Annotated in this window: 14 protein-coding genes; 6 read left to right on the top strand and 8 right to left on the bottom strand. The window is 68.5% G+C overall.

The genetic code is table 11. The annotated features are described in order from the left end of the window. Positions 1 to 138: 138 nt before the first annotated feature. Together SZ55_RS19080 and folE2 are read right to left on the bottom strand one after the other, a co-directional pair. Entirely contained in the window at positions 139 to 1,461 is a 1,323-nt protein-coding gene (locus SZ55_RS19080) for an OprD family porin (RefSeq protein WP_044409942.1), read from the bottom strand. Between the two features lie 135 nt (positions 1,462 to 1,596). After that, positions 1,597 to 2,622 carry a GTP cyclohydrolase FolE2 gene (gene folE2, locus SZ55_RS19075; protein WP_082078287.1) on the bottom strand — a complete coding sequence of 342 codons (1,026 nt, stop codon included), beginning with the start codon at positions 2,620 to 2,622 and terminating at the stop codon, positions 1,597 to 1,599. A 75-nt stretch (positions 2,623 to 2,697) separates the two neighbouring features. Here folE2 and dksA point away from each other — a divergent pair, with 75 nt between their 5' ends. Genes dksA through SZ55_RS19060 form a run of 3 tightly spaced genes read left to right on the top strand, consistent with a single transcriptional unit; the run spans position 2,698 to position 4,996 of the window. Beyond that, positions 2,698 to 3,114: an RNA polymerase-binding protein DksA gene (gene dksA, locus SZ55_RS19070; RefSeq protein WP_044409940.1), complete on the top strand. Its 417-nt coding sequence runs from the start codon at positions 2,698 to 2,700 to the stop codon at positions 3,112 to 3,114. A 32-nt stretch (positions 3,115 to 3,146) separates the two neighbouring features. Continuing rightward, the gene (gene zigA, locus SZ55_RS19065; protein ID WP_044409939.1) at positions 3,147 to 4,352 is read left to right on the top strand and encodes a zinc metallochaperone GTPase ZigA; all 1,206 of its coding nucleotides are present in this window, start codon (positions 3,147 to 3,149) and stop codon (positions 4,350 to 4,352) included. Further along, positions 4,352 to 4,996 carry a DUF1826 domain-containing protein gene (locus SZ55_RS19060; RefSeq protein ID WP_044409937.1) on the top strand — a complete coding sequence of 215 codons (645 nt, stop codon included), beginning with the start codon at positions 4,352 to 4,354 and terminating at the stop codon, positions 4,994 to 4,996. The genes zigA and SZ55_RS19060 overlap by 1 nt, the downstream gene beginning before the upstream one ends. A gap of 149 nt (positions 4,997 to 5,145) precedes the next feature. On the opposite strand, the gene SZ55_RS19055 is transcribed toward SZ55_RS19060, so the two are convergent. Then, complete coding sequence (locus SZ55_RS19055) at positions 5,146 to 5,532, bottom strand: hypothetical protein (RefSeq protein WP_044409936.1); 387 nt, start codon at positions 5,530 to 5,532, stop codon at positions 5,146 to 5,148. A 224-nt stretch (positions 5,533 to 5,756) separates the two neighbouring features. On the opposite strand from SZ55_RS19055, the gene SZ55_RS19050 reads away from it, so the two are divergent. Continuing rightward, positions 5,757 to 6,725, top strand: a complete 969-nt coding sequence (locus SZ55_RS19050; RefSeq protein WP_044410256.1) for a CobW family GTP-binding protein — start codon at positions 5,757 to 5,759, stop codon at positions 6,723 to 6,725. 144 nt (positions 6,726 to 6,869) lie between these two features. On the opposite strand, the gene SZ55_RS19045 is transcribed toward SZ55_RS19050, so the two are convergent. The 3 genes from SZ55_RS19045 to SZ55_RS19035 form a co-directional block, all read right to left on the bottom strand. Continuing rightward, positions 6,870 to 8,177: an MFS transporter gene (locus SZ55_RS19045; protein ID WP_044409934.1), complete on the bottom strand. Its 1,308-nt coding sequence runs from the start codon at positions 8,175 to 8,177 to the stop codon at positions 6,870 to 6,872. Positions 8,178 to 9,870: 1,693 nt separating this feature from the next. Beyond that, a complete protein-coding gene (locus SZ55_RS19040; protein WP_044409931.1) occupies positions 9,871 to 11,217 on the bottom strand; it encodes a sigma-54-dependent transcriptional regulator in 1,347 nt (448 codons plus the stop codon). Beyond that, positions 11,214 to 12,905: an ATP-binding protein gene (locus SZ55_RS19035; RefSeq protein WP_082078293.1), complete on the bottom strand. Its 1,692-nt coding sequence runs from the start codon at positions 12,903 to 12,905 to the stop codon at positions 11,214 to 11,216. The genes SZ55_RS19040 and SZ55_RS19035 overlap by 4 nt, the downstream gene beginning before the upstream one ends. A gap of 237 nt (positions 12,906 to 13,142) precedes the next feature. Here SZ55_RS19035 and SZ55_RS19030 point away from each other — a divergent pair, with 237 nt between their 5' ends. Both SZ55_RS19030 and SZ55_RS19025 read left to right on the top strand, forming a co-directional pair. Further along, complete coding sequence (locus SZ55_RS19030; RefSeq protein WP_044409926.1) at positions 13,143 to 14,021, top strand: alpha/beta fold hydrolase; 879 nt, start codon at positions 13,143 to 13,145, stop codon at positions 14,019 to 14,021. Continuing rightward, positions 14,018 to 14,389, top strand: coding sequence for a DUF7079 family protein (locus tag SZ55_RS19025; protein WP_044409922.1), 372 nt, complete (start codon positions 14,018 to 14,020; stop codon positions 14,387 to 14,389). Before SZ55_RS19030 ends, SZ55_RS19025 begins: the two co-directional genes overlap by 4 nt. A gap of 10 nt (positions 14,390 to 14,399) precedes the next feature. Here the strand turns inward: SZ55_RS19025 and SZ55_RS19020 are convergent, their stop codons facing one another. Continuing rightward, entirely contained in the window at positions 14,400 to 14,813 is a 414-nt protein-coding gene (locus SZ55_RS19020) for a DUF3301 domain-containing protein (protein WP_044409919.1), read from the bottom strand. A 46-nt stretch (positions 14,814 to 14,859) separates the two neighbouring features. Continuing rightward, positions 14,860 to 16,434 carry a GGDEF domain-containing protein gene (locus SZ55_RS27150; RefSeq protein WP_052807631.1) on the bottom strand — a complete coding sequence of 525 codons (1,575 nt, stop codon included), beginning with the start codon at positions 16,432 to 16,434 and terminating at the stop codon, positions 14,860 to 14,862. Positions 16,435 to 16,484 lie beyond the last annotated feature (50 nt).

Raw genomic sequence — 16,484 nt, 5'->3', positions numbered from 1 at the left:
GGGTAACCTCGTTCATCTTTCGGGATTGGCGTCGAACCACGAGGCCCATGCTAAGGAGCGGAAGCTAACAGGACGGTGAGGCGCGGATTACATCTTTGATATCCGGGCCGACCCCCGTGGGGCGGCCCGGACGCCCCGTCAGAGCACGTTCAGCGGGTACTCGACGATCAGGCGCACCTCGTCCAGGTCCGACTCGAAGTCGGTGGCGCGGGTGGTGGCCTGGCGCAGGCGCAGGGACAGGTCCTTCAGCGAGCCGCTCTGCACCACGTAGCGGGCCTCGATGTCGCGCTCCCAGCGCTTCTGGTCCACCAGCGGGTCGCCGTTGCCGTCGCGGCGCATGTAGGTGCTGTTGGCGTGGGAGTAGTCCGCGTCGGTGCCGCGGGCGTAGCGGGTCATGAAGCTCAGGCCCGGCACGCCGTAGGCGGCCATGTCCAGGTCGTAGCGGAGCATCCAGGAGCGCTCCTTCGGCGAGTTGAAGTCGCTGTACTGGATGGAGTTGTCGAGGAAGATCGAGTCGGACTGGCGCAGGTAGTCGAAGTCGTCGTCACCGGTGTTGCGCTGGTGCGACAGCGCCAGGGTGTGGGCGCCGTAGCGCACGCCGACCTTGCCGCTGTAGATGGTGTTGTCGAACGTGCCCAACAGGCGGCGCCCCTCGTCGGTGGCCTTGTACAGGTTGAGGCCGCCGATCAGGGCCAGGTCCTCGCCCAGCGGGTACTCCAGCTGGAGGCCGGCGTAGTGCTGGTTCCAGGCGTCCTTGAGGCGGCTGCTGTAGAGGCTCAGGCCCAGGTACTCGTTCACCTGGTAGTCACCGCCCAGGTAGGCCACCCAGGGGGCGTCCACGCGGCCGGCATAGAAGGTGGCGAAGTTGCCGCGCATGCCGCTTTCCTGGGGCTGGCTCATGGCGTGCAGGCGCCCGGCCTGGACCTTCAGGCCCTCCAGGCTGGTGTTTTCCAGGGTCACGCCACGGAAGCTCTCCGGCAGCAGGCGGGCGTCGCCGTAATGCACCACCGGGGTGGTGGGGAACACGTCGCCGGCCTTGAGCACGGTGTCGAAGGCCCGCACCTTCAGGGCGCCGCCGGTCTTGGAGTAGCTGTCCTCGGCCTCGCCGCGGCTGTTCACCGGCAGCAGGTTGACGCTGCCGCCCGGGCCGTAGCGGCCGTCGCCGGTGTCCAGCTTCAGGCCGAGCATGGCGAAGGCGTCGATGCCGACCCCCACCGTGCCTTCGGTGAAGCCGGACTGGAAGGTGGCGATCACGCCATGGGCCCAGGCTTCGGTGTAGCCGTTGTCGGTGGGGCTGGACTGGCCGTGGCGGAAGTCCCGGTTCATGTAGAAGTTGCGGTTGAGGACGGTGAGGCTGCTGCCTTCGATGAAGCCTTCGGGCTTCTGCTCGGCGGCCTGCAGGGGTGTGCTGGCGGCGAGGGCGACGAAGAGGGCCAGGGGGGCCCGTGCGGATTGGATCATCGGATGCTCCTGTTCGTGTATGGCAGGTCGTGGAGGCCATGTCGTTGTTGTTATCGAACACGCCGACGCTCACGCGGGCGGCGCGCGGCGGGGCTATCGTGGCAAGCGCCGGATAACCCGGAGATGAGGCGCTGATTACAATTCCGTAATCCGCCCGCCAGGGGGACAGGGGCAGCCGGGGGCCTCAGGCCGGGCGCAATGCCACGGCCTGGGAGCGGGAAGGGCAGTTGGAGGGTGCCGCCAGGCCAGGGGCCGGGCGGGGAAAGGGGCTSAGGTCCAGAGCCAGTGGATTTCCGCCACGGCGTCGTGGGCGTGCAGGCTTTCCTCGTGCTCCACACGCACCTTGAATGCAGCCAGGTCCGGCAGCGCCCGCAGGGGCTCGGCCAGGCGCCGCGCGGCGTCTTCGCAGAACATCAGGTTGTGGCCATTGGCCAGCGCAAAAGCCTGCTCGTCGGCGCGCTTCACGGCGGTCTGCAGCGCTGTGCCCAGGGCGGCTTCGCAACGGTCCACCAGCTCGATCCAGTCCGGTGCCTGCAGCGGGTCCGCCGGGCGCAGCCACAGCCGCGCCTTGCTGCGCTGGCTGTGGGGCGTGGCGGGCATGGCCGCTTCGCTGCCCAGCCATTCATGCAGGGCTTCCCAGGTGGGTGCCTGCCCGGCGAAGCGTTCGCTGAAGGCACGCTGGGTCATCTGCCGTGACAGCGCCGCCGAGCACGGGCAGGTGGAGGAGTAGCCCAGTTCCAGCATGAGTTCCACGTGAAACCCCCGTGGATCCAGGCTCAGCGCGATTTCGAAGGGGTAGGCCTTGTGCCCCGACAGCGGGCTGACCAGCGCCGGACGCTTGAGCAGCAGCTCACCGGCCACCCGCAGGTGTGCCGAGAGGGACAGGCCCTGGTGGCTGTCGAGGAAGTGCTGCAGCAGCGCCTGCAGGGCGGTGAGGGTCAGCTCCTCGCCGGCCAGGGCCTCCAGCGCCAGGTACAGCCGCGACATGTGGATGCCGCGTACGCCTGGGGTGTCGAGGCTGACGCTGGCTTCCACCCGCGCCTGCACGGCTTGCCCGGCCACCTGCAACGGCAAGCGGATGCCGGCCATGCCGACGCGGTCCAGCGGGGCGAGGGTGGCCTGGGTCTGGCTGGCCACGTCGGGCAGGGAGAGGTTGTTCATCGTCGGGCTCGGCTTGCGGGGAATTCGATATGTTATGTTATAACACTTGAAAATCAAGCCACCCTTACCGAAGCCATGCACCTCATCACCAGCGAAGACGACCTGCTCAGCCAACCGGACGAGCAGTACATGGACAACGCCCAGCAAGCCTTCTTCCAGCACCTGCTGGAGGCCCAGCGGGACGACCTGCGTACGCGCATCGACAACGAGATGAACGAGCTGCGGGAGATCGAGCCCGCCAGCGACGAGGTGGACGTGGCCGCCCGCGAAGAGCAGCGCCAATGGCAACTGCGCCGCCTGGAACGGGAAAAGAAGCTGCTGGACAAGATCGACAGCGCCCTGGACCGCCTCGCCCGTGGCGAGTACGGCTGGTGCCGGGAGACCGGCGAACCGATCGGCCTGCGCCGCCTGCTGCTGCGGCCCACCGCCGAGCTGTGCATCGAGGCCAAGGAGCGCGAAGAGCGTCGCGAACGGCACCTGCGCGACGCCTGAACTCATAACCGTGCCCTGAAGAGGATTCCGCCATGCAAGAGCGTCTTCCCGTCACCGTGCTGTCCGGCTTCCTGGGAGCCGGCAAGAGCACCCTGCTCAACCAGATCCTGAAGAACCGCGAGAACCTGCGGGTCGCCGTGATCGTCAACGACATGAGCGAGATCAACATCGACGGCAGCGAGGTCCAGCGCGACGTCAGCCTCAACCGGGGCGAAGAGCGCCTGGTGGAGATGAGCAACGGCTGCATCTGCTGCACCCTGCGCGAGGACCTGCTGGAAGAGGTCGGCCGGCTGGCCCGCGAAGGCCGCTTCGACTACCTGCTGATCGAGTCCACCGGCATCTCCGAACCCTTGCCCGTGGCCGAGACCTTCACCTTCCTCGACGAGGACGGGCGCGGCCTGTCCGACGTCGCCCGCCTCGACACCCTGGTCACCGTGGTGGACGGGGTGAACTTCCTGCGCGACTTCCACCAGGCCGAGAGCCTGGCCAGCCGTGGCGAAACCCTGGGTGAGGACGACGAGCGCTCCATCACCGACCTGCTGATCGACCAGGTGGAGTTCGCCGACGTCATCCTCATCAGCAAGATCGACCTCATTAGCCAGGCCGAGCGCGAGGAGCTGACCGCCATCCTCCAGCGGCTCAATACCGAGGCGGAGATCCTGCCCATGAGCATGGGCCGCGTGCCGCTGGACAAGGTGCTCAACACCGGCCGCTTCGACTTCGAGCGGGCCGCCCGTGCGCCGGGCTGGCTCAAGGAACTGCGCGGCGAGCATCAGCCGGAGACCGAAGCCTACGGCATCGTCTCCAGCGCCTACCGGGCGCGGCGGCCGTTCCACCCCGAGCGCTTCCATGCCTTCCTCAACCGCGAATGGCGTAACGGCCGCCTGCTGCGTTCCAAGGGCTTCTTCTGGCTGGCCAGCGCCTGGCGCGAGGCCGGCAGCTGGTCCCAGGCCGGCGGCCTGATGCGCTACGGCCATGCCGGGCGCTGGTGGCGCTTCGTCCCGCGCGAGCAGTGGCCCCAGGACGAAGAAGGCCTGGAAGCGATCTTCAAGCACTGGGACCCCCAGGTGGGCGACTGCCGGCAGGAGTTGGTGTTCATCGGCCAGGGCATCGACTTCGAGCGCCTGCATGCCGAGCTGGACGACTGCCTGCTGGACGATGCCGAGATGGCCCAGGGCGTCGAAGGCTGGTCGCGCCTGCCCGATCCCTTCGGCGGCCTGGTCGGGGAGGCGGCCTGATGGAAGCCCTGGCCCTGCGCCCGCCGCCCCGGGCGGCCATCGGCGACAACCCGGCGGTGCTGGGCGAAGCCCTGCGGGACGAGGTCAACCTCGCCGTCTGGGAGCGCCAGCTGCCCCTGCACATCAGCGACTACGCCCGCTGCCTGCTGGGGCTCGGGGAACCCTTGAGCGAGTCCCTGACCCTGGAACTGCCGGACCCGGAGGCGCCCCTCGACCTGAGCAACCTGGCCCGGCGCTTCGCCGACATCGACGGCCATGCCGGCTTCCTCGCCGACGTGGCCTGGCTGGTGCGTGCCTTCGCCTGCCTGCTGGATGCCCGGCGCATCGGCCTGCGCCTGCGGCGCCTGGACCGCGCCATGTGCCCGCGCTACCACGTCGACCACGTGCCCCTGCGGCTGATCACCACCTACGCCGGTGCCGGCAGCCACTGGCTGCAGGAAGGCCAGATGCCCCGCAGCCGCCTGGGCGACCCCGCCGCCGAGCCCGCAGCCGTACCCGCCGGGCAGACCTTGGCGGCCGGCCATGTGGCCTTGTTCAAGGGCGAGAAGTGGCTGGGCAACGAGGGGCGCGGGGTTATCCACAGGTCGCCGGACGTTCTTCCGGGCGAGGCGCGCTTGCTGCTGACGCTGGATTGGTTGGTCTGAGCGGCAGGTGTGGTTGTGCTCGATGGGGTGGGGCGGCAGGTGCCGGGCCTGCCGGTGCTTATCCACAGGTCAAAAAAAGGGCCACCCGAAGGTGGCCCTGCATCACCGAGGCCCTACCGGCTGAGCCGGCATGGGCGAGGTACCCGGGGCTATTTCACCGCCTGGCTGTTACCGGCTGATGACGACGGGCTTTCCCAGGTGCCTTTGCCCTGGCCCTCGCAGAACGGCTTGAGGTAGCGCGCGTCGCTGGCGACGCCGTAGTAGTAGAGGTCCTGGCGGTAGGCGATGTTGCTGACCTGGCTGTTGCGGCAGACGCCGAAGGCCCCTTCGGGGCACTGCTCGGCGTAGCTCACCTCCACCTTCTGGCCCGGCATCTCCGGCTTGCAGAAGCCGTCGCGGAACAACTGGGAGGGAATGCTGCGGTTGGCCTGGCAGACCTTCACGTCCAGCCGGTCGCTCTGGCTGTGGACAATGCAGGCTTCCGCCAGGGCCTGGGACGAGGCGAGCAGCAGCAGGGGCAGCAGGAACACACGCATGAAGCACCGACCTGGATCGTTGAGATGCGCGACTCTATCACGCCTTCAGGACACCTCTAAAAACTACCTGCGTTGTCATCGCAGCGTTAAAAACAGGCTCAATATGCTCATTTACCGCGCGTAAACTGCGCTTTTCGCCTGTTTTTGCCTTGCGCTGACGGCCTCGCCTACGTTTTTAAAGGCGTCCTGTTATTCACAGACTGTGATACCGCACCATGGCCTCCATGCTGACCCACATCCCCACCCATCTGGTGGCCGGCCCTCTCGGTGCCGGCAAGACCAGCCTGATCCGCCACCTGCTGGCCCAACGCCCCGTGGGCGAACGCTGGGCGGTGCTCATCAACGAATTCGGCCAGGTCGGCCTGGATGCCGCGCTGCTGGAAACCGGCGAGGACGGTATCAGCCTGGCCGAAGTGGCCGGCGGCTGCCTCTGCTGCGTCAACGGCGCGCCCTTCCAGGTCGGGCTCGGGCGCCTGCTGCGCAAGGCGCGGCCGGACCGGCTGTTCATCGAACCGTCCGGGCTGGGCCACCCGGCGGAGTTGCGTCGGCAGCTCGTTGCGGCGCCCTGGACCGAGGTGCTGGCCCTGCAGCCCACCCTGGTGGTGCTGGATGCCCAGGCCCTGGCCCGGGGCGAGCCGCTGCCCGCCAGCCAGCAGGCGGCACTGGAAGGTGCCGGGCTGCTGGTGCTGAACAAGGCCGAGGGCCTGGAAGCCGACGTTCGCCAGCGCATCGTCCAGGCCCTGCCGGCGGTGCCCCAGTGCTGGACCGAACAGGGTCAGCTGCCGCTGGAACGCCTGCCCGGCCTGGCGGCGCGCGCCGGGGCGGCTGTGGATAACCTCGCGCTGCCCAGTGCCCCGCCGGCGTTGCCGACCCTGTGGACGGACCCGACCCGGCCCCTCTGCCAGGTTGGTGGCGAAGGGGACGGCTGGAGTATCGGCTGGCGCTGGCACCCGTCCCAGCGCTTCGACCCGGAGCACCTGGCCGCCTGGCTCCAGGGCCTGGACTGGCGCCGCGCCAAGCTGGTTATCCACAGCGTGCAAGGCTGGGTGTCGGCCAACGCCCTGGACGGCGCCCCGCTGCACTGGCGCCCCAGTGAGTGGCGGCGGGATTCGCGGCTGGAGCTGATCTTCAGCGAGCCGCAGGAGGAGGCCGCCCTCTCGGCGGGGCTGGAGGCCTGTCGGTTGCGGGAGTGATGCCTCTCCAGCACTCGGGAGGGAGCTGGGCGCCTGGATACAGAGCGCGAGGCGTACAGAAACGAAAACGGGCCCTTGCGGGCCCGTCTGCGGAATAAAACGGCTACGGCACACCGCAGCCAGGGCCAGGGCGGCCTAAGGGAATCAGTCGTCGTTCATGCGCGAGTGGGTGCGGGTGTCCTTCATGAACAGGTACACCATCAGCGAGCAGGCGATGCAGGCGGTCACGTACCAGTAGAAGCCGCTCTCCATGCCGATGCTCTTGAACCACAGCGCGATGTACTCGGCGGTGCCGCCGAAGATGGACACGGTCAGCGCGTAGGGCAGGCCCACGCCCAGGGCGCGGATCTCGGTAGGGAACAGCTCGGCCTTCACCACGGCGTTGATCGAGGTGTAGCCGCTGACGATCACCAGCGCCGCCATGATCAGGAAGAACGCGCCCCACCAGGTCTCGATGGTGTGCAGGGTGCTGAGGATCGGGTAGGTGAACAGGGTGCCCAGCACGCCGAAGGCGATCAGGATCGGGCGCCGGCCGATCTTGTCCGAGAGCGCGCCGACGATGGGCTGCAGCAGCATGAACAGGAACAGCGTGGCGGCCGAGATCATGGTCGAGTCGTCCTTGCTCATGCCCACGGTGTTGACCAGGTACTTCTGCATGTAGGTGGTGTAGGTGTAGAAGGCCAGGGTCCCGCCCATGGTCAGGCCGACCACGGTCAGCACTTCCTTGGGGTGGCGCATCAGGGTGCGCAGCAGGCTTTCCTTGGGCTTGTCCTTCTTCTGGGTGAAGGAGTCGGTCTCCTCCATGCCGCGACGCAGGAACATCGCCACCACGGCGCAGGCCGCGCCGATGAAGAAGGGTACGCGCCAGCCCCAGCTGTCCAGCTGCTCGGTGGTCAGGGTCTGCTGCAGCACGATCAGCACCGCCAGGGCGATGAGCTGGCCGGAGATCAGCGTCACGTACTGGAAGCTGGAGTAGAAGCCGCGCTGTTCCTTGGTGGCCATCTCCGACAGGTAGGTGGCGGAGGTGCCGTATTCACCGCCTACCGAGAGGCCCTGCAGCAGGCGGGCGATCACCAGCAGGATGGGCGCGGCGATGCCGATGCTCTCGTAGCTGGGGGTCAGGGCGATGATCAGCGAGCCGAAGCACATCAGCAGCACCGAGGCCAGCAGGGCAGCCTTGCGGCCCTTGCGGTCGGCGTAGATGCCCATCAGCCAGCCGCCGATGGGGCGCATCAGGAAGCCCACGGCGAAGATCGCGGCGGTGTTCAGCAGCTGGGCGGTCAGGTCGCCCTGGGGGAAGAAGGCCTTGGCGAAGTACAGCGAGAAGGCGGCGTAGACGTACCAGTCGTACCACTCCACCAGGTTGCCCACCGAGCCGCTGAAGATCGACTTGATGCGCTGGGATGTGGTGCGGGTTGCTGCTGAGGCAGTCAGGGTGCTGGAGCTTTCCATCGTGGTTCCTCGAGTCGTTGTTGTTGTGTGCACGGACTGGCCGGGCTTGGACAGGCGCCATAGCAGGACCTGTGCCAGGCACTGGAGGCCGCGCCGTTGCTGGGTTTCGGCTCGATGGAGGGGCATCGCTGCGCGGAATCCCGCCGATGCCGGAACGGGCGATGAGCGGGTTCTTGCCGAGTGCCCGGTGCTGGTGTGCGCATGCCTTCGGCATGGCTTCCGGGCACCACGCCGCACATGGGGGGCGCCAGGGGCAGGTGTTCATCCCCGATTCCGGTGGAGCACAGCGTGGACAAGCTGTGGGCAGCTTCCCGTGTGCCCCGTCATCCGTGGCTTTCAGGCATTCGATCAGGATTTGCACAGGGCGGGGCCTGTGGATGGGCTTCCGCCCTGTGGGCGACTGTCCCCAAATGGCGTGGATGAGCCTGTGGAAAAGCTGTAGCCACCCCGCCAGAGGGCAGGCTGTACGCTGTCTGTGGAGGTTTGATCACTTAATGTCCAACGGGATAAGTGAGCGGATACGGCCTGTTGGGTATCGTCCCCAATTCCCGTGGACGGTACTGTGCACAAGCTGTTGATAGATCGACAGGACCCAGTTTCAACGGGCCTTTCAGGCGTTCGTACAGATTCTGATCAGCAGCTGGACCCTGCCATGCGCCGGTTTTCTGCTGCTGTGAACTGTGGACAAAACCGCTGCATGATCCCCACCTGTCCCCAAACGCCGGGGATGAGCCTGTGGACAAGCTGTAGCCAGACCGTCGGAGGTCTTATTTGGCGGGGCTTCTGGCGTTTAGATCGTTTTTTGATCGATGCGCGGGCTCTCCAGTCGTGTGGAAAAGGCCCTGCGCCGGTGGCCTTGCTGTCCACATTGCCCCCAGTATCCGGGGAAGACCCTGTGGAAAAACTGTACGCACCTGTCTGCTACCCACGGCTGGCGGGCTGTTCAGCCGATTGATCATTAATTGAGCCCTTGCTGGCTGGGCGGTGCAGGCATCTGGCGTGTGCCGGACAGGCCGGGCCGGAGCGGCAGTCGGCCTGTCAGAAGGGGCGTTCTCCCTGCTATCCACACCGTCCCCAATAACGGTGGAAGGGCCTGTGTACAAGCTGTCTGTACCTCGCTGAAGGCCAGGGATTTCAAGGCCTCCAAGGGTTTGTACGAATTCCGAGCGATGGCCCGGGCGCACCGCACGCAGCGGTGGTGTTTGCCTGTTCATCACGCTATCAACAGTCCCCAGATCAGGTGGAGCAGCCTGTTGATAAGCTGTGCTCAATCGCTTACAGGCCTTTATTCATAAGGCTTTCATTGATTTGATCGCGTTTTGACCAGGGGTGCGAGGACGATTGGATGCACACAGCGAGCGACGCGCTGGCGGTGCTGTCCACATTTGTCCCCGCTTAAAGGGGAAAAATCTGTGGATAAACTGTTTTCAGTTGTGCACAGGCCGTGTCGGGTGCGGCACGGAGCAAACTGTGCATTTACTGATCATGTTTTTCTCAAGGCCCCGCCATACAAGGGATTTTGCGGAGTGAGGGGAGGGCAGGGTGTGGAAAAGCCCCGCCTGGGAGCTGTCCCCAGATAGCGTGTATCAACCTGTTGAAAAGCTGTGTCCACAGTGCTGAAGGCCCCGATTGACGGGGCCTTTGGCGTTCAGGTGGATTTATGATCACAGGGCCGGAAGGCCCTGTGGATGGCTCAGTCGTCTTCGCCGGGGAGGAAGTCGCCACGGGCCAGGCCGTGGCGTTGCATCTTCTCGTTGAGGGTGCGGCGCGGCAGTTGCAGCAGCGCCATCACCGCCTTGATGTCGCCCTTGCTGCGGGCCAGGGCCTGGCGCAGGCATTGCGCCTCGTAGGCTTCCATCAGCTCGGCCAGGGACGGCGCGCTGTCCTCGCGGGGGGCGTCCAGCGGCGCGGCCAGCCCCAGCACGTGGCGCTCGGCGGCGTTGCCCAGCTCGCGCACGTTGCCGGGCCAGTCGTGGGCCAGCAGGTGTGCCAGCTCGGCCGGGGTGAGGTTCGGCACCGGGCGCTGCAGGCGTTCGCCGGCCAGGGCGGCGAAGTGTTCGAACAGCAGGGGGATGTCCTCGCGGCGGTCCCGCAGCGGCGGCAGCTGCAGCTCGGCGACGTTCAGGCGGTAGAGCAGGTCCTCGCGGAAGCGCCCGGCGCGCACTTCGTCGCGCAGGTCCGGCTTGGTGGCGGCCACCACCCGCACGTCGATACGGATGCTCTGGTTGGAGCCCAGGCGCTCCAGTTGCTGCTCCTGCAGGACCCGCAGCAGCTTCACCTGCTGGGCCAGGGGCATGCTTTCGATCTCGTCGAGGAACAGGGTGCCGCCGTTGGCGTGCTCCAGCTTGCCGATGCGCTTGCCCTGGGCGCCGGTGAAGGCGCCGCTCTCATGGCCGAACAGCTCGCTCTCGAAGAGGTTCTCGGGGATGGCGGCGCAGTTGAGGGCAACGAAGGGCCGTTCCGCGCGCGGGCCGAAGTCGTGCAGGCAGCGCGCGACGAGCTCCTTGCCGCTGCCGGTGTCGCCCCGCAGCAGGACGTTCACCGGGGTCTGCGCGAGGTCCAGCACCTGTTTGCGCAGGTGCAGGATGGGCCGGGAGATGCCCAGCAGGCGGCCGTCCAGTTGCGCGCGGCTGTCCGCCTGCTGGCGCAGGCGGCGGTTCTCCTGCTGCAGGCGGCGCTTCTCCAGCGCGCGCTTGAGGCTGCCCAGCAGGCGCTCGGGGGTGAAGGGCTTCTCGATGAAGTCATAGGCGCCCAGGCGCATGGCCTCCACCGCCTGAGGCACGTCGCCGTGGCCGGTCACCAGCAGGAAGGGCAGGTCGCGGTCGCGGGCCTGGACCGCTTCCAGCAGGGCCAGGCCGTCCATGCCCGGCATGCGCAGGTCGCTGACCACCACGCCGGGGAAGTCCGGTTCCAGGGCGTGCAGGCACTCGGCGGCGCTGGCGCACAGGCGCACGGCGAAGCCGGAGAGTTCCAGCCATTCGCGCACGGCTTCGCGGATGGCGGCTTCGTCGTCGACGAAGATCACGTGGGGGGAGGTCATGCTCGCTCCTCGGGGGGGCTGGCCGGCAGGCTGAGGCGGAACACCGCGCCGGGGCCACGGTTTTCCGCAGACAGGCGCCCGCCCAGTTCATGGACGATGGCGTAGGACACGGCCAGGCCGAGGCCCAGGCCGTCGCCCACCGGTTTGGTGGTGAAGAAGGGATCGAAGACCTGGGGCAGGACCTCGGCGGGGATGCCGCCGCCGTTGTCGGCGACCTCCAGGCACCAGTGCTCGCCGTCGCGCCGCAGGCTGATCTCCACCTTTGGCGAAGCCTGGCCGTCGACGGCATCCAGGGCGTTGCGCAGCAGGTTGACCAGCACCTGTTCCAGGCGGATGGCGTCGCCCTGGACCCAGGCCGGCTGCTCCAGGCGCTGGACGATGTGGGCGTCGCTGTCGCGCAGGCGCGGGGCGAGCAGTTGCAGGGCCTTGCCCACCACGTCGCCGAGTTCCAGGGTTTCCCGCAGGCCGCCGGGGGTGCGGCGGGCGTAGGTCTTGAGGTGGCCGGTGAGGGCGGCCATGCGCCGCAGCAGCTCGTCGAGGCGGTCGAGGGCCTTGCGCGCCGGGTCCAGCTGGCCGTTGTCGAGCATGAGACGCAGGCTGCCCAGGTGCATGTGCAGGGCGGTCAGCGGCTGGTTGATCTCGTGGGCGAGGGCGGCCGACATCTGCCCCAGGGCGGCCAGCTTGGCGGCCTGCACCAGGCCGTCCTGGGCGGTGCGCAGGTCGGCGGTGCGCTGCTCCACCAGGCGCTCCAGCTCCTCGCGGCTCTGCTGGCGCAGGCGTGCCAGGCGCCAGCGCTGCTGCAGGAACAGGCCGAGGAAGAACAATGCCGCCCACACCCCGCCGGCGGCCAGGCTGGCGGTGCGGGCGCTGCTGGCGGCGCCCTGGGGGCGGTGCAGCAGGTGCAGGGTCCAGCCCTCGCTGGGCAGCGCCTCGGATTCCCAGAGGTAGTCCTGTTCGCCGTCCGGGCCGTTGACCCGTACCAGGCGGCTGCCCTCGCCGAAGTCCTCGCGGGTCTGGTGCTCCAGGGGCACCAGGGGCTTCTTGTCGTACTGCCGGGTGGCGGCCAGCTCGGCACGTTGCCCTGCGTCCAGCGGCGCCAGCTCGCGGTAGCGCCAGGCCGGCTGGTTGGCGATGAAGACGATGCCCTTGGCGTCGCTCACCAGGATCACGTCGGGGCGTTCGCGCCACTGCTGCTCCAGCTCGGGGAACTCCAGCTTGACCACGATGGCGCCGAGGAAGCGCCCGGCATCGTCGTGGATGGCATGGGAGAGGAAGTAGCCGGGGATGCCGCTGACCACGCCCACGGCGTAGAAGCGTCCGGTGCCCTGGGTGCGGGTTTCCAGGAAGTAGGGGCGGAAGCCGTAGTTGTGGCCGACGTAGCTGGTGGGCAGGCGCCAGTTGCTGGCGGCGATGGCCAGGCCGTCTTCGCGCATCAGCTCCAGGGTGGAGGAGTGGGCGGCGCCGTTGATGCGTTCCAGCTTGAGGTTGAGCTGCCGTTGCAGGTCGTCGGTCAGCGGTGCCTGCAGCGCCTGGCGCAGCTCCGGGTCCAGGGCCAGCACGGCGGGCAGGGCGCGGTAGCGCTCGATCAGGGTGCTCAGGGCGCTGCGGTAGAGGCCGAGCTGGGCGCCGGCCTGGAGGCCTTCCTCGCGCAGTGCGGCGTACTCGGCCTGGCGCCCGGCCTGGTGCATCGACAGCAGCAGGCCGATGACGAACAGCAGGGTCAGCGGGACGATGCGCGGGGACAGGCTGGGCACGGGCGGGTCCGGGGTGGTGCAGGGGGGCTGCGACGATAGCACGAGCGGGGCGGCGGCGGCCTGTGGATAACCCCTGGAGCCCGGAGCCGGCGGGTCGGCACGGGTATCCACAGGCTGCCGGTGGACGGCATCCGGCGATACACTGCGCGCTTCCCGTTGCGAGCCTGTCCCATGTCGTTGATCGCCTGGTCCCATTCCACGTCCGCCGGTTTCACCCTGCGTGGCTGGCACAGCCCGCCCAGCGGCCGGCCGCTGCTGCACTTCCTGCACGGCAACGGCTTCTGCACCCGCGCCTATGCGCCGATGCTGGCGCGCCTGGAGGCGCACTTCGACCTCTGGCTGTGCGACCTGCAGGGCCACGGCGAGAGCGATCACGGTGGGCGTTTCCTGGGCTGGAACCGCAACGCGGAGCTGGCCGTGGAGGCGTTCGAGGCCGGTCGCGGGCGCTTCGGCGAGGTGCCGCGCCTGGCCCTGGGGCACAGCTTCGGCGGCGTGCTCACCAGCCTGGTGCTGGCCCGCCATCCCGCGCTGTTCCAGCGTGCGGTGCTGCTTGACCCGGTGATCTTCACCCCGGCGATGATCGGGGTGATGGCCTTCAGCGAGGTGCTCGGCCTGCACCGGCGCACCACCCTGGCCAAGCGCGCCCGGGCCCGACGCCACCAGTGGAGTGACCGCGAGGCAGCGTTCAAGGCGCTGCAGGGGCGCGGCATCTTCCGTGGCTGGCGCGACGATGCCCTGGCGGCCTACGTGGACCATGCGATCAAGACGGTGGAGGACGGCGTCGAACTGAAGTGCCGCCCCAGCCGCGAGGCGGAGGTGTTCAGCTCCTGCCCGAAACGCCTCTGGCCGTCGCTGGCACGCATCGCCACGCCGACCCTGATCCTCCACGGCGAGGCCAGCTACCCCTTCGTCGCCCGTTCGGTGGCGCGGCTCTGTGCCCTCAACGGCCACGTCAGCGCCCAGGTGGTGGAGGGCGGCCACTGCTTCATGCAGGAAGACCCGGACGCCGCCGCCGAGCGGGTGGCGGACTTCCTCGGACGCGGCCTGTGAGCGACCCGCGCCGCGAGGCGGTCTGGCTGGCGCTTTCGGAGCTGTGGCTGGACACCGAGCTGGACGCGGGCGACCTGCAGCGGCTGGCGCGCTGCCTGCGCGAGAGCGGTTATCCACAGGCCGAGCTGGAGGCGATCTACGCGCTGGAAGTGGCGCCCGCCGTCTGGCTCAACGCCTGGAGCGTGGCGGGGGTGTGGCAGGGGTTCGATCCCGACTGGCTGTTCGAACGCTGCCGGCATAACCAGGCGCGGCGGGTGCGGCTCGGCTTCCGCCTGGGCTGCCGGCTGCTGCACGGCGCCATGACCGGCGCCACGCGGGCGGACTGGAACGGGATTATCCACAGGCTGGAGGGGCTCGGCGAGGGCTGAGCCCGGCGGGTCATTCCACCTGGCGCTGCTCGTCCTGGCGCGGGTGGTTGCGGCGCCAGGTGTCCAGCTGGATGACGTTGCTGGCGACCACTTCCGGCTCGCGCGGGGCCTGGAAGGGGTGCGGGTCCATCTGGATGCGCCCCAGGTGGTTGCCGAACATCTGCACCGTGCCGGTCAGGCGCTGCTCGCCGGTGACGGTGAATTCGAAGCCATAGATGCGCGCCAGGCGCCGGTGGCCCTTGGCATCGCGGACGATGGCCATGCGCTGCAGGGCGACGTTGCCGTCCAGCAGGTCCACGTCGAAACGGGCGCAGTGTTGTTTCACCAGCACCAGGGCGCGCTCGCGCACACCGTGGCCGCGCCAGAGCCAGGCGGCGCCGGCGGCAAGCAGCAGGAACAGGAAGACATCGGCCAGACTGATCATGATCACTCCCCTCGGATGCGCTGAAGCTTAACCCATCCGTGGCCGATCAGAAGGCCAGCTCGAGGCGGTTGCGACCCTGCTGCTTGGCTCGATAAAGCGCCTGGTCGGCCGCCTCCTGGAGGGCTTCCAGACCCCGCTCCGCCGGGGCTTCGGCCAGGCCGATGCTGACGCTGACGGCCAGCGCCTGACCGTCGATTTCGATGCGCAGCTGCTCCACGGCCTCACGCAACCGTTCAAGAAAACGACGGGCGGCATCGGCCGGGGTGTCGGGCAGCAGGAAGACGAATTCCTCGCCGCCGATCCGGGCGAACACGTCGGTGCTGCGGGCGGCCGCCTGGCAGAGGCGGCTGAAGGCCTGCAGCACCTGGTCGCCGGCGGCGTGGCCATGCTGGTCGTTGATGCGCTTGAAATGATCGATGTCGAGCATCGCCAGGCACAGCGGCTGGCCCTGGCGCAGGGCCCGCAGGCGCTCCTGCTCGGCGCGGGCGTCGAAGGCCCGGCGGTTCAGGGCGCCGGTCAGCGGGTCGGTGGTGGCCTGCAGGCGCAGGCGTTCCTCCAGGGCCTTGCGGTGGCTGACGTCGCGGATCTCCATCAGCCGCTGATGGTCGTCCAGCACCGTCACCGAGCACTCGACGGCGAGCAGGGTGCCGTCCTGGCGCTGCACGGCGAAGTCGCGCGGGGTGCCGTCGGCCTCCGTCAGCAGGCGCTCCAGCGCAGCCTGCTCGCTGGCCGGGAACAGCGCCTGGGGCGTGCGCTCGCGCAGGCCGTCGCGGGGCAGGCCGAACAGGCTGTCGAGGGCCGGGTTGCTGTCCTGGATGCGGCCGTCCTGCAGCACCATCAGGCCCACACTGGTCAGGCCCATCAGGCGCTCGAAGCGCTGGGCGCCGGCCTCGGCCTGCTCGGCGTGGCGCTGGCTGTCGAGGAGGATGCGGCGCATGGTCATCAGCGCCAGGCCCACCAGGGCGATGACCCACAGCGGGATGCCGAAGTTGTAGGGCAGCAGGTAGGCCACCGAGCGGGTCACGTCGGGGTGCTCCACCGCGTTCAGCCAGTCGTGCACGGCGATGCCGCCCCGCAGCAGGGTGACCAGGGCGTAGCCCAGCAGCACCACGCCGACGCCGGCACACACCCCGCGCAGCTGGGGTTCGCGCGGGTGGCGCAGCAGGGCGCTGGCGGCCTGCAGGGGCAGCGCCCCGCCGATGGCGGCATAGACGGCGATCAGCAGCTCGCTGTTGAGCGGTGCCACCCACCAGTGCCAGCTGTTGAAGGCGGCCATCAGCCCGGCGCTGGCCGGCACCGTCCAGACCGGCAACGGCCGGCCGAGGAAGCGGAACACCCCGAGCATCAGTACTGCCTCGCCGGCCAGCTGGGTGGCGTTGCCGAGGACGTTGAGCACGCGGTTGCCGGTGGCGACGAAGACGAAGAAGGCGAGGATGCCGAGGATCAGCAGCCAGGCGCCGGCCGCCCAGAAGCCGGGACCGCGGTAGGGGCGCGAGACGTACCAGAGCCCGGTGCAGGCCAGGGCGCTGCCCAGCATCAGGTTGAGCCCGAGCAGCATGGGCGAAAAATACAGGGATTCCATGGTGACGCTGGGTGCCGGCAGGTTGGAGAATCCTGCCATTATGGCCGGCGAACCGAGCCCGCACCTCCTGGCATTCGATCCACCCCGAC

The sequence above is a fragment of the Pseudomonas sp. FeS53a genome, from assembly GCF_000931385.1.
Lineage (GTDB): Bacteria > Pseudomonadota > Gammaproteobacteria > Pseudomonadales > Pseudomonadaceae > Metapseudomonas > Metapseudomonas otitidis.
This window is presented reverse-complemented; position numbering and strand designations above follow the sequence as displayed.